This is a genomic window from Pseudomonas imperatae (assembly GCF_057128625.1).
Genome location: NZ_JBSKHP010000009.1, coordinates 59,529 through 73,572 on the forward strand (window position 1 = coordinate 59,529; position 14,044 = coordinate 73,572).

Annotated in this window: 7 protein-coding genes and 1 pseudogene; 6 read left to right on the forward strand and 2 right to left on the reverse strand. The window is 60.2% G+C overall.

Annotated features, from left to right (window positions below; all coding sequences use genetic code 11):
• Positions 1-331: 331 nt before the first annotated feature.
• Both ACWKWX_RS13340 and ACWKWX_RS13345 read right to left on the reverse strand, forming a co-directional pair.
• Complete coding sequence (locus ACWKWX_RS13340) at positions 332-6,976, reverse strand: anti-phage protein ProA (RefSeq protein WP_483827978.1); 6,645 nt, start codon at positions 6,974-6,976, stop codon at positions 332-334.
• Between the two features lie 178 nt (positions 6,977-7,154).
• Positions 7,155-7,697, reverse strand: coding sequence for a hypothetical protein (locus tag ACWKWX_RS13345; protein ID WP_483827979.1), 543 nt, complete (start codon positions 7,695-7,697; stop codon positions 7,155-7,157).
• 140 nt (positions 7,698-7,837) lie between these two features.
• Here ACWKWX_RS13345 and ACWKWX_RS13350 point away from each other — a divergent pair, with 140 nt between their 5' ends.
• The 6 genes and pseudogenes from ACWKWX_RS13350 to ACWKWX_RS13375 all read left to right on the forward strand — a co-directional run bounded on the left by ACWKWX_RS13350 (position 7,838) and on the right by ACWKWX_RS13375 (position 14,029).
• Entirely contained in the window at positions 7,838-8,977 is a 1,140-nt protein-coding gene (locus ACWKWX_RS13350) for a PDDEXK-like family protein (RefSeq protein WP_483827980.1), read from the forward strand.
• Between the two features lie 510 nt (positions 8,978-9,487).
• Positions 9,488-9,637 (forward strand): annotated as a pseudogene (locus tag ACWKWX_RS13355) (DNA polymerase V subunit UmuC); the annotation flags it as partial.
• Between the two features lie 284 nt (positions 9,638-9,921).
• Complete coding sequence (locus tag ACWKWX_RS13360) at positions 9,922-10,983, forward strand: fumarylacetoacetate hydrolase family protein (protein ID WP_483827981.1); 1,062 nt, start codon at positions 9,922-9,924, stop codon at positions 10,981-10,983.
• Complete coding sequence (locus ACWKWX_RS13365; RefSeq protein ID WP_483827982.1) at positions 10,980-12,020, forward strand: VOC family protein; 1,041 nt, start codon at positions 10,980-10,982, stop codon at positions 12,018-12,020. Before ACWKWX_RS13360 ends, ACWKWX_RS13365 begins: the two co-directional genes overlap by 4 nt.
• A gap of 4 nt (positions 12,021-12,024) precedes the next feature.
• Positions 12,025-13,056, forward strand: coding sequence for a fumarylacetoacetate hydrolase family protein (locus ACWKWX_RS13370; RefSeq protein ID WP_483827983.1), 1,032 nt, complete (start codon positions 12,025-12,027; stop codon positions 13,054-13,056).
• Between the two features lies 1 nt (position 13,057).
• Positions 13,058-14,029: a C-terminal binding protein gene (locus ACWKWX_RS13375; RefSeq protein ID WP_483827984.1), complete on the forward strand. Its 972-nt coding sequence runs from the start codon at positions 13,058-13,060 to the stop codon at positions 14,027-14,029.
• The last annotated feature ends 15 nt before the right edge of the window (positions 14,030-14,044 follow it).

Below are 14,044 nucleotides of genomic sequence, written 5' to 3' on the forward strand. Positions count from 1 at the left end.
CTCCGAATAAGTTGCTCATCAGCCGGAAATGGACGGCTTGAGGATGCCGAAAAGCCCGACTTTCAGCCGTTGTTTATTGGAGAACCAAGGCACAGTCTTCGTTTTCTGCCCTCACGGGCGCACCTCTCCCGCAGCAGGCAATAATTGCCGGCGCACCATCCACAGATTCGACAGGGTGTTGAGGCCGATGCCGAATTTACCCGTGTGCCGACGCCAGACTAACCTACGGTTAGATCGGTGTCCCTCTCGCACAGGCATGGTTCGCGAGACTTCAGACTGGGGCAGGGATCTCTTGGCATTTGGGTCAAATCAACATCGGCGCCAACAAGGACTAGTCCCCTAGCCGCCGAACTGCCCGCTCAATCCGCGCCCGCCCCGCATGCGTCAATTTCTGCACCCCTGCCTCGCGCGACACCGCATATACCAACGCCTCCCCCGATAACCCACGCGCCACCATCTCCCCTACCAGCACTCCGAGCTCAGGCAAGCAAATCTCCATCAAACTCCGAATAGCATCCTCTTCATCGGCCCCCCGGAACACAGCCAACCCATCGTGCTCCAGCGCTGCCGGCCAATAAAACACGCCCACCTGTTCTTCCTCATGAGAGCGGAAACGTCCTTTCGCCAACTGGTCGACACGATCCCGAATCCGCGACCCTGTACGCACCCAGCCATGGGCCCGTGCGATACGGCGCGCCAGCACCGTATCGAGCACGGGGCCTTCTTGATCGATTACATAGGCAATCATCTGCTCAAGAATCGGGGTATATCCCGCATCGAAGAACCGATCCGGGTCCACGCCGTCCACCGCCTGGGCCGGGTCTACTTCGCGGTAAATCGGCCGGGGAACCGTGAGCGCGTGCAACGCTGGCGCGTGAGTCGCCGCAGATGCTGGTGCAGGCGCCGCGGCGCCTGCATAAAGCACCTGTGGCAATGCGCCGTCCGGATCATTGGCACCCGGCGCCTGCACGTTTGGCGCCAGTACTTGCCCCACCTCATCGGCAATGGCGATAGCCTCGGCCACCGCAGCGTCCACCTGCTGCCGGGCGGCTTCTTGCGTGGCATCTACCTGTGCCTGTTTAGCGCGAGCGTTCGCCAGCAGCGCCGAAAGGCTCTGATGCACTTTTTCCGCTGTACCGGCCGCGTCAACCCACCAGTCCGTCGACCAGATGCGTACGATGTCCCAGCCCAGGCCGCGCAGCACGTGTTCACGCAGTTTGTCGCGGTCACGAGCCGTGGCACTGCGGTGGTAAGTGGCACCATCGCATTCCACGCCCGCCAGGTAGCGGCCAGGCGCGTCGGGGTCGACGACCCCCAGGTCGATGCGGAAGGACGACACTCCGATCTGGGTGTGAACCTGCCAGCCTTTCTTCGCCAGTACTGCGGCCACTGCTTCTTCGAACGGGCTGTCGAAGCCGCCCACGCTGCCGGAGTTGGCCTCGACCAATGCGGCTGCACCGCGCTCGGCGAATTCCAGGAAGTGCTTGAGGTCCTTGACGCCGACGGCTTGTGTGCGTGCCAGGTCGATATACTCGGGACGCAAGCTGGAGAACACCAACAGTTCATGCCGAGCCCGGGTAACGGCCACGTTCAGCCGGCGCTCGCCACCTTGACGGTTCAGAGGGCCGAAGTTCATGGACATGACACCCGCTGCATCCTTGGCGTAGGTGATCGAGAAGTAAATGATGTCACGCTCATCACCCTGCACGCTTTCCAGGTTCTTGACGAACACCGGCTCAAGTTCCGATTCGGCAAAATACGGCTCCAGCGACGGGTCTTTGCGGCAGGCGTCATCCAGCAGGTCGTGGATGAGTTTCTGCTGCTCGCCGTTGAAGGTCACTACGCCCACGGTTTGGCCAGACGCCCGGAATTCAGGAGATTTCAACCTGGCGACCAGATGCGCGACCAGCGCCCTTGCTTCAACGGGGTTGGTGCGGGACCCGCCTTTCTCGTACACGCCCGCCACCGGACACAGCTTGACCGCTTTGTCAGCCGTGTGGGGCGATGGGAACGTGACCAGTTTCGAGTTGTAGTAACGCTGGTTGGAGAACGCGATCAGGCTCTCGTGGCGGCTGCGGTAGTGCCAGTTGAGGTTGCGAGTGGGCAGGTTGGCGCTGATGCATTCATCGAGGATGCTTTCCAGATCAGCTTCAACATCTTCATCTTCAGCCGTGGACTCAGCGCGATCAAAGAACGAGGTCGGCGGCAGCTGCTTCGGGTCTCCGACCATCACCACCTGGCGCCCGCGCGCCATGGCGCCGATAGCGTCCCACACGGGGATCTGTGAGGCCTCATCGAAAATCACCAGATCGAAGGGCGCAGTACCAGGCGGCAGGTATTGGGCAATCGACAGCGGGCTCATCAACAGGCAAGGCGTCAGCTTGGTCAACGCCTCGGGAGCCCGACTCATCAGTTCACGCAAAGGGATGTGCCGGGTTTTCTTGCCCATCTCATGGCGCAGCAGCCCCCATTCCGAAGATCGGCTGACGCTGTCCTGGCTGGGCAGGTCCGCGCACAGCCGTGCCCGTAGCCAATCACGAGTCAACGCGGTAAAGCGTTCATCCAGCACGCGAAAATCGCGAATGCGCTGTTCGTGTTCAACGCTGACGAAGGTACGAATGACGGCTTCGTTGTCGACCGTCGCGTTCAACCACCAACGGGCGTAGTTCACTTCGAGGTGGCGGCGGACACTGGCGACGCCGGTGCTGCCGACTTCCATGGATTCCACCAAGGTGCCCAAGCCCAGCACATAGGCTTCATCCCTAACCTTGCGCCAGGCGCACCAGGATTTGAGACGCGGCTCGGACAGGACGACGGTATGGCAACTTTGTTTGAACGAGTCCAGGGTCTGCTCGACGACGGCCGCCGCTCCTGGCCCGGTGAAATGCCCTACCGTGACGAACTGGTCGGTGCGCTCCGCCAATTGCGTGAGCTTTTCGCGCAAGGCTACCCCGCCCAGGACAATGGCACCCTCGGGCTCGAGAAGCGCGTTGCCATCGCCAAGCAATGTGTTCAGTGGCGCTTTGTAGGCCGATATCTGCTCAGGATTCAGCGCCAGCTTGGCGAGCGCAGTGGCCAGCCGCGCCTGGAATGCGATGGCTTGATGGACGTGTTCGAGCTTGGTTTTAAGGTCGCTCCACAACGGAATCAACTCTTTTAAATCCACCAGATCAGCCAGCTGTCGTTCGACCCCCGCCCTCTGGCGAAGCAGCTCGAAGTCAGCCTTCAGCAGGGCACCGCAAGTACCGGCCTCAACCAGTGAGTGCTCGTCCGACAGCTTGCCGCGCTCGACGATTTCATGCTTGTCGGCCTGGAATTTAAGCGCCGCACGGAGCCCATCGACGTAAGTATCCAGCCCTTTCCACAAGCCGTGCACTTGCTGGTCGAGGGAACCCAGTTCGACCATTTCACCATCGAGCCGCACTATTTTTCGCAGTCGGCTGAGCTCTGCTTTCAACGCTTCGCCCAGGTGGCCTTGATCTACCGCTTCGAATCCTTCATCCGTCCAAGTGTTGTTGGCCTTCTGCGCGCTGATCGCCTGCTGCAATCGAAGGCTGACTTCCAAATGCAGGGCATTCGACTCGGCGCCCTTCCAAACCGCAGCCGCTTCGCCGGTCGGTTCAAGCGCATGGATGGCTTTGCGTACGGCGCGAATCTGGCTCCAGGTATCCAGGTCCTTGCCCGCATCCAGTTCACCAGGCGCTGCTTGCGTAGCCGCCAGCACGGCCGTGATTTGCCGCTTGGCAAACCAGGACTTGGGCCAAAAGGTGGCTTCGGCCGCATTCCATTGCTGCTGTAGCTGGTCGATATTCAACGCTTCGACGGAGTCGGCATAGCTCACCGACAACTGCTGCTTGAGCGCCGCTATCTGCGCCAACAAGCCAATCGCCTGGGTCAGTACCGTCTGGGTCGATTCGGACCAGACCGGGCCCACCTGCTCCAACGTCTCACGGCGTTGCTGGAGTAAGTCCAAGGCGTGCTTCGCTTGGGTGACTACGGCTGACGGCCAGGGTGCCGAAAGGCCGGCGCTCAGTTGACGATGTTGCTCGATGTGCTCACAGCCGTCCCCCAACCGCTGGGCCAAGGTACGGGCATCGGGCCTCAGGGCGAAGCGCCAATCATGCCCTGCCGCTTCAGGCAGAACCTCGGACAAGGCTGACAAGCCCTGCAAGCCAGTGTGTGTGAGAGCTGCCGAAGGTAACCCAGTCAACTCGATAAACTTATCTGCGGCGCGCTGGACGGCCTCAGCTGCCGGAATGGCGTCGCGCGCAGCTTGTACAAAATGCTGCTGCCAGTGGGGCGACCAATCTGTCTGCCCGACTACAGACAGTGCATGGCCTGCCAGTTGGTCGAACCCGACAGCCTGAGCGTTGACCTCCAGCCGGTCGCCTACTTCACGCAGGTCAAGCAACGCCTTGTGGTCGTGGAACTCCGGGGTCGGCCACGCCAACGAAACATGCGGCACGTCTACGCCGTCAGTGACGACACCAATGGCTTCATAGATGGAATAACCGTTACGGTGGCGACGGTGCAGACGTTCCACATACAGGTTCAAGCTGTCGCGCAGCGCACTCAAACGCAGGGCTTCGGCCTCCCACGCGGCGGTGTCGACCTGCCCCTTGGCTTCCCAGGCAGATTGCAGCTGAGCCAGCACATCGGTCTTCCGGGCCTTGCTGGAGTGGACCTCCAGACAGAACTCCCCAAGCCCGATTTCCCGAAGCCGACGATACACCACATCCAGCGCTGCGATCTTCTCAGAAACAAACAGCACGCGGCGGTTCTGGGCGATGGACTGCGCGATCATGTTGGCAATGGTCTGGCTTTTACCCGTGCCTGGCGGGCCGATCAGCACGAAATCCTTGCCCTTGGAGGCGGCCATCACGGCGGAAAGCTGCGAGGAGTCGGACGGCAGCGGGCAGAACACGTCGGCCGGACCGAAGTCACGGTCCAGTGCCTGGGCCTCAGGGAACGTCAGGTCAGAAGCGAACGAGTCTCGCGGCGTGTCCAGCAGGTGCTGAACCACCGGACTTTGCCGCAGGTGCGCCTCGTTCTCCGCCAGGTCCTTCCACATCAGGTATTTGGCGAACGAGAACATCGACAGCACTACGTCTTCATTCAGCTCCCAACCTGGTACGTCCTTGATCGCATGACCGACATGCCGCCAGATTCCAGCGATATCCAGGCCTGAGTCGTCCTGCGGCAGCTCGTGCTCGAGCGACCCAAGCCCAAGCTCGAAGTCCTGGCGCAGCATCTCGATAAGCGTGGGGTTGAAGCGTGGCTCATCATCGTGCAACACGATGGAGAAACCAGACCGGGCGCTCCTGCGTTCAAGCGTAACGGGGATCAACACCAGGGGAGCGCGGTAGCGTTGGTCGGCACGATCCTCGCGTGTCCAGCTGAGGAAGCCGAGTGCCAGGAATAGTGTGTTAGCCCCGCCCTCTTGCAACGCGGTTCGGGCGCCGCGGTAGAGTTCGGTGAGCCGTGAGTCCATTTCCACACCCGACAGCGCGACGAAGACTTCCCGCCGCTTCAGCGCATCCTCGGCATGGCGACGCCGCACATCTTCCCGCTCACGCTGTTCGTAGAGCGCACGCTCGCGAGGGTCCGCGCCGTCCATCAAGTCTGGGCGGGTCAGCAGGCGAAGTGATTGGCCACTGGCCAAAAGATCCTCGAGCGCACCCGGGTCTGGCGCTTCGAGCTTGAGGGCGCGCTTGCCGGTCTTGAAGTTGAGCAGGTTATTCTTGAGGGAGAGGTCCAGGAGCTTACGCTGCCAGCGGCCCAGGCGGTCTGCCGGGTCCAGTCTGGAAACATCGACGTCTGCTACCTGAGCGTTATCGACTGGCAGATCCGCGTTACTTTCAACACCAAGATTCGATATCCCGGCCTCATCAGTGTCAACCGGGCGCGCGACTTGCGCTTCCGCGCTAGCAAGCGGTTTGATGCGCTGTAGCCGTGCTCGCCGAATATCCAACAGCATTTGGAATGGCACTTCCGCGTCTTCGGCAACCTGAAGGGATCCCCGCTCCGCCGCATAAGAGAATGAACAAATGGGGTGCTGAGTGATGAGGGTCGTCTCGAACAACACCAGCTCTTTCAGCTTTACCCGCTTGCGGATAGTGGTGACGTCGTCGACCAGCGCCGTGGTGAACTCCTCGGACTTGAGCCACAGGCCGGCGAAAGCATGGCCATGGGTAAAGACCATCACCGGGTTCAGGCCTGCCTGCTCCAGTGCCGCACAGAAAAACAGCGCCAGATCCAGGCACGTGGCCAAGCCGGTATCGGTGACTTGGCTGGGGCTGCGGACCTTTTGACCAAACTGCTCGAAACTGGCGGGCGGTAGCGCGTAATCCAGCTTCATGCGCGCCACGGCAGCCCAGATCGCCGAAGCCAACTCCCACGCCCGCTTGGCGCCCCCTTCGTAGCCATCCAAAGCCGACGGCCTGTCGCTTTTGCGCAACACATCCGCCGCCTGCTTGAGCAAGCGTTCAACGGCGCTGTCGTTCGGCTGCACAAAGGCGGCGGTCATGTCGGGTATGTGTGCCAGACCGCCCCACTGGTTGCGAGGTAACAGTTCAACCACATGCTCAGTGCGCAGCACCTCTGTGCGGCCAGCGCCGGCTTCACGGTCGTCGGCTTCGAGCAAGAAAGTGAAGGTTGAGCTTTCTGCTTCTGTCAGACGCCCTAGCAATGCGCCGTCGAGCACCAGGTCTAGGCCAGGGATGATCTGGAATGCTCCTGCACTGATCTCATCAATGCGCCAGATCTTGGGTTTGAACACCGCTGGCGACGAAGTCAGGGTAAGCGTTGCATTCAAGTAACGCTTATCCGTTTCGTTCAAAATCCGCAGTTCGCGAATGACCGGGATAGCGTTTTGGAAATCTGCCAGGTTAAGTTTGGAAACCAGCGTGGCGAGGATTTTGAGTTCTTTGGGCAGCGGGGCTTCAGGTGCCGGAACAGGCTGAACGGAATCGTCCATGTGCAACCATCCTTGTCATGGTGCCCAAGGGAGTGCGGACGAGCGCCCGATCTTGGTAGGCCCCGCTCAGGCTAGTGGCGCGATGATAGCGCTTCTTGGGTGGGGTGGTAATCAGCCTTTGGTCGTCGGACGCGTGTTCTCTAGCAGATGACCCGGCATGGTTGGGGCAGGCCAAGCGCTACCGACGATAAACCACCAACTCCCCGGACGTAGCAATCACCAAGCTATTCCCCGACCAGGAAAACCCAAACGCCCTCAACTCGCGCTCGACCGCCAACTTATGAAAAGCGCAGGGCTGTTTATAACGTTCCCCATACAGCCAAGACCCCGGTTCCACCAACAACAGATGATGTTCCGGCCAACTCAGCGTCACGGTCTCAACACACCACCCATCCGGTGACGCAACGGGCAGCCCGCCCCCGCTGATCCCTGACGTTCGTATATTCATGCCGGCGAGCGGGCCTATTCCTTCGCACTCCAGGTAGGCATCGGTCAGTACATCGTCGGCATAATCGCGCGCGATCTTCGCTCCCGTAAGGCAATCGAATACGCCACGCCCTGAACTCGACACCACCAAAAGCAGCTCTGAGTCGCGATGAAAGCCGATGTCAAACAACCCGGCTACGCAATCTCGTGCGGCCTCGATCCACGGGCTGGGGGGCGGGGTTATCTTTCGATCATGAATTGCGCAGCGCAGCGGCGTCAGATGGTCAGTGATCATTCGCGTTTTTATCAATTCCGTTATCGGCTAACCTTATCATGGGCTACCCTGGGGCCCATCACCATCAGATGGCCATTATCGCAAACTCTGATGTAGCCGATACTGAACCCTGTCCCCGCCCGCACCAGGAACGCCTCTTCATGGACGACTTTCTCCAAACCATAGCCCTCCTCCGCGCCAAGTATCAGCGCCCACCCGGCTTCAACCTCTTCTCGGTGCTACGCAGCTCCAGCGACGAAGTCCGCCTCCACTCGCGGTTCCTCGCCTTCCTGCTCGACCCCAAGGCTACCCACAATCAAGGTTCAGCCCTGCTTGGTCTGTTATTGAAGCGCCTGGGCATCCAAAACTTCGATATGGCGCATGCGAGGGTCGACGTCGAATATCAGAACATCGATATCCTCGTCCGCAACCGTGCCGGGCAAGCCGTCATCATCGAGAACAAGATCTACGCAGGCGACCAGGAGGAACAACTCTGGCGCTACCACCAACGCATGCAGGCTGAAGGCAGCAGCGAGGTCTGGACCACATACCTCACACTCGACGGTTCCGAGCCTGATGAGCAAAGCAGCAAGGGCTTGCCTGTCATTCTTGTGAGCTACGAAGCCGAGATCATCGCTTGGCTCAAGGACTGTATTCCACTGGTTGCCCGCGAGCCGGGGGTTCGGGAAAGCCTGTTTCAGTACATCGAGCTGCTTCAGAAACTGACATCGAGCGACCAGGACGAGACGTACATGAACAAACTGAAAGAACAAATTTTGCAGGGTGACAACCTCTTCCTGATCGCGGACCTCAATCATGCGTTCAGGGCGGTGCTCGCTGACTTGCAGTTGGATATCTGGGAACGCATGGCGGCGCAGCAGGCGAGCAAGTACTCACAGATGGGCAATCCAGAAATTACCGCTACCAAGGAGGCAGTTTGCGCTTATTACAAGCGGGCCAAAAACAGTAAGTACATTGGCGCCTATTTCCCCTTCACCTTCATGAAGGGGGGAGTGTATATCGAGCTTAACCATCGCCTTTACTGCGGCTACTACTGTGACGGAGAGGAGTTTCCGGAAGACCGTCAACGTTTGCTGGAGCTGAGCCGGGAAATTGCGCCCGCAGCTCGCGGTTCGGATGCACTTTTCTGGAAGTACCCAGCGCTCAATGTGAATCTGCACACCCCATCGAATGAGGATCTCGCGCTGCTTCGCGACCCGGAAACCCGGGAGGTTATTGCGGTAGGTTTGCTCAATGATGCGCTCAGTTTGTGGCAACGTGCGCACGAGAGGTTTGCGTAACCCCAAGAAAATACACTTGGACCAAGCTGCGCCGCTGATGGCCAGCGCAGCCTGCGGCAGCGGCTATGGATTGAGGTGAATGTAATCCAGTAGCAGCGGCCGCCACGCCGCGTCATGCCCGCCGCGATACAGTTGGGATTTGGCGTGGGCCCCGGACACAGCTTGGCGGCAGCTTACAGGACTAGGGACTGCTCCCCTAGTCAAAGCGTCAGTGGCGACAAAGCGCGGGTCGTAGTAGCGTTTAGCCTTCAGCAATCCAAGGAAGGTGGTCTGGCGGCGCTGCCAAACCAGGCGCTCCATGATAATCCAGCACGCAATCTCGCCCCTGATCGCAAGGCGGTTTTGGGCTGCCTGAATGATGGATGGGACCAATAACTCTACAACGCGTTGATTTACATATAAAAAACTAACAATCTTTTCCCATACTTACCAATGTTGTACCGCTTTGCGCTTCCGCAGCTTCAAAAGCTGTCCTCTGCGCGGTCAACGGCGATCCCAGCCGTATGCATTCAGCAGTCGCTGTGCAAGAAGATCCGGATGAGCATTCGTACCGGGTTCTTCAATCCCGATGAGGCTAAGTACGCTAACGGTGTCAACGTCGAATTGCCCTATCTCACGGACGATACAAGGCTGATGACCAAGCTTGCCGTCGAGGCGGTTCCTATGCCCGTACAATTCAAAGACGGCGGGGCATCACAGACAGGCCTTTCTGAGGTGCGGTTTTCGGCTAGATCGCCTCTCCCTGCCCTGTTCTTAAGAACACCTTGCCGCGGCCAAATCTGTCTAAAAGGCGACTTCACTTGGGTATCCATGAAAGCGATAGCCGGCATCCTTATTAACCATTTTACAGCCACATTCCCGCCTCAGTAGTCTCAAGTTACTCCCTGCTCAAGCCCACCGCCTGGGCGGGAAAACAATAACAACAACCATAACGAGTAACGGTGATGACCCACTTCGCGGACTCTCGACCACCTTTTGCCCTGGGCACGTTTTCAATCGCCGGTGCCCGGCCCTTTGCCGGTATCGTGTTCGGCGACCATGTTGTCTCGATCGCGTCATTGTCGCCGCTGTGCGCAGAGATGAACCTCGCTGTTCCGCCCGTTCACGACCTCTTCGAACTGCTCCAGGACTGGCCTACCGTGGGCACTGCCTTGGAAGCTGCCATGAAACAATGGCTGGGGGATGAGGCATCTCGGACCGAGTTACGGCAACTGGCGACGCCGGTGTCCGAGCTCAAAGTACACCCTCCCCTAGATCGTCCCCGGCAGGTTTTCTGCACCGGGGCCAACTACTTCAAACACGTCGTGGACCTGCTGGTGGCGGCCGGGCCCGGTGAGATGCCCGATACCGAAGGCATGAGCAAGTCTGAAGTACGCGCATACGTGGAGAACTTGATGCACGAGCGCAAGCAACACGGCTCGCCTTACATGTTCACCAAACCCACCGGTTGCATCAACGGCCCGCACGACCCCATCGAAATTCCGCGCCACACGCAAAAGGCCGACTGGGAGCTGGAGCTTGCAGTGGTGATCGGCAAGCCTGCCCGCCACGTGAAGCGTGAACACGCCCTGAGCCATGTGGCCGGATACACCATCGCCAATGACTTGACCAACCGCGACCAGATCTGGCGACGCGACGACATGAAGGCCATGGGTACTGATTGGGTCGCCGGCAAAGGCAGCCCCACCTACCTGCCGCTGGGCCCCTACATCGTGCCGGCCGCTTTCGTACCCGACCCGCAGAACCTTCGCCTCACCCTGAAGTTGAACGGTGAAGTCAAACAAGACGAAACCACCGCCGACATGCTGTTCGACGTAGCCAAGCAGATCGAATACCTGTCCAGCCTGGTTCAACTCTACCCCGGCGACATTATCTGTACCGGCTCGCCGGCCGGCAACGGCGCCCATTACCAACGCTTCCTGCGCAATGGTGATGTCATCGAATCGACCATCACCGGGCTCGGCACTCAACGCAACGTCTGCAAACAAGAAGGACAAGAGCAATGATCAACGGTATCGAAACACTCCTGTATGGCGTCGACGACGTCGAGTTGTGCACCCGCTACTTTGTCGACTTCGGTTTGCCGTTGCTGGAAAGCTCCGAGCATCACGCGCACTTCCGCCTGGACGAAGGCTCGAACGTGATTATCCGTTCGATCGATGACGCGCAGATTCCCAAGAACAGCATCGTCGGCACCGGCGTTCAGGAAGTGATCTGGGGCGTGGATACCCAGGACAACTTCCAGCGACTGGTCAACGGCCTGCGCAGCGACCGAGAAGTGCGCATCGACGCCGATGGCAGCGCACACTTCTACAGCGACGACGGCTTGGCCATCGGCCTCAAGGTATTCACCAAAAACCCAGTCGTTTCGGCCCCCAGCCCCAGCAACTCGCCGGGCAACATCAACCGCATCAACCAGCACCGCAAGTGGATCGTCAAGGCTCGCCCAAAGACCATCCAGCACGTGGTGTTCCAGACCCCGGATGTCGATAAGGGCTGGGCGTTCTATCGCGACCGTCTGGGTTTCCGCCTGTCCGACATCCAGAAGGGTTTCGGTATCTTCGGTCGCGCCCCAGCTGCCCACGACCACCACAACATCTATTTCCTCAACGCCAACCTGCCCTTCAAGGGGCCTGACGTCTGGGGCATGGATGGGCAGATCCGCTTCGACCACGTGAACTACGGCGTGGACGACGTTGACGAGGTGATGGTCGGCTCCAACTACATGCAGCGCCAAGGTTGGCCGCAATCGGCGTGGGGCCTGGGCCGCCACCGGATTGCCTCGTCACTGTTCTGCTACCTACCGTGCCCCACTGGCGGGCAAGCTGAATACGGCGCCGACTCTGATCACATCGACGACAGTTGGGTGCCGCGGGTATGGAACCCCATGTTTGGCTTCTTCAGCTTCATCACCAACATGGCGCCGTTCATGCTGGATGCGGCGCCGTGGGAGTACGAGTACGCCCCCGGTTATACCCCGGAAAAGAAACTGACTGCGGGCCAGTACCAGCACCAGGCCGAAGTCTCGGCGAACAAGGGTTAAGCCGATGAGCACCTACCCTTACCGTCTGGCCACGCTGTCCAAGCCCGGTTGCCCGCCCTTCCCTGCGCTGGTCAAGGATGAGCACGCCATTGCGCTGAGGGCCTTGCGGCCTTTGGCGCTGCAACTGGGCTACCCGTTGGTGGGTGTGGACGACATGGCAGCGCTGTTGGGCCACTGGGCAGTCAACCAGCCTGCGCTGCAGCAGGTGGCCCAGCACCTGGACGTGGCGACACATCCACTGGCCACGCCAGTGAGCGCCTTGCGTATCGAGGCGCCCGTGCAGCCCACCCAGGTGTTCTGCACCATCGGCAACTACCGCGCCCAGGTCATCGAAGCCACCGTGGATGCGCACCTAACCAAAGGCGGCAGCCAGCACGAGGTCGAACAGGTGCGAGCGCAAGCCGAAGCCTTCGTGGAAGCACGCCGTCAAGGTGAGCCCTATATCTGCTTGAAAGCGCCCGCCTGCGTGGCGGGCCCTCATGATCCGCTATATCTAGGCGTCGAGGCCGGGCAGGTGGACTGGGAGGTAGAGCTTGCCGTAGTCATCGGCACTTCCGCCTACCAAATCAGCGAAGCCGACGCCTTGGCCCATGTGGCCGGGTACACCGTGGCCAACGACATCACCCACCGCGACCGTGTGTTTCGCGCAGCACCAGCAGGGTTCGGCACCGACTGGCTGCAGTCCAAGTGCACCGAGGGGTTCCTACCCCTGGGACCGTACCTGCTACCCGCCTCGCTCGTACCGACACCGGCCGAGCTACGCCTGCAGTTGAGCGTCAATGGCACGGCGATGCAGGACGACTACTGCGCCGACATGATTTTCGGTATCGCCCGGCAGGTTGCCTATATCTCCCAGCATGTTCGCCTGTTGCCGGGAGACGTCATCTGCACCGGTTCGCCGGCTGGCTTCGGGGTTCATCACCAGCGCTTCCTGCGCGATGGCGACTGCGTGACCGCCAGCATCGAGGGCTTTGGCCATCAGCAGGTCAGCGTCCACCAGGCCAATACCGTGGCAGCTTCTTCAAGGAATGTTTGATATGGGCACACAACCTCACATCGTGCTATTGACCGACTTCGCTTGGCCGGACGACAGCGTCGAGCGCAGCATCATCGAAGGCGCCGGCTTCAAACTGGTCAGCGGACCGGCCAAACCGGCTGCCACCGACGTCATCGAGGATTTGGTACGCGAGCACCAGCCCGCCGCGATCCTCACCTGCTGGGCGCCGGTGTCCGCCGACGCCATCGCGGCCTCCAGTAACTTGGGCATCGTCGCCCGCCTGGGCGTGGGCTTGGACAATATCGACGTGCTTGAAGCCTCACGCCGCGGTATCTGGGTGACCAATGTCCCAGATTATTGCGTTGAGGAAGTCTCCGATCACGCCGTGGGCTTGGCGTTGGCTTGGACCCGCGGGCTGGTCAGCTTCGACCGCAACGTCAAGGGCGGCGCCTGGGACCCAGCCGGCGCACAGTTACGCCGCTTGGGTAACCTAACCTGCGGCATTCTGGGTTATGGCCGTATTGGTCGCCGTACTGCGCAAAAGCTGGCGGCGTTCAACGCTCGCCTACTGGCTTACGACCCCTTTCCGCCTGAAGCCGAGCCCGGCGTGGAGTTCGTCGACCTGACGAGCCTGCAGCAGCAGTCGGACATTTTAATCGTGCACGCACCACTGATCGACAGCACCCGCCACCTGATCAATCGCCAGACCCTATCGCAGCTCAAGCCTGGGGCCTTCCTGATCAACGTCAGCCGCGGCGCCATCGTCGAGAACGAGGCGCTGATCGAGGCCCTGGAAAGCGGCCATCTAGCGGGCGCAGGCCTGGATGTTCTGGACAGCGAGCCACAAGTGCCTCAGGCACTGCTGCGCAACCCAAACGTGATCCTGACACCGCACGTGGCTTTTTCGTCCGACGCCTCGCTGCTGGAACTCAGAAGGCGTGCCAGCGAAGAAGTGGTCCGCGTGCTGCGCGGCGAGCGGCCTGTACAACCTCGAAACACCCCTCAACACTGAACGACCGAGAAAAAT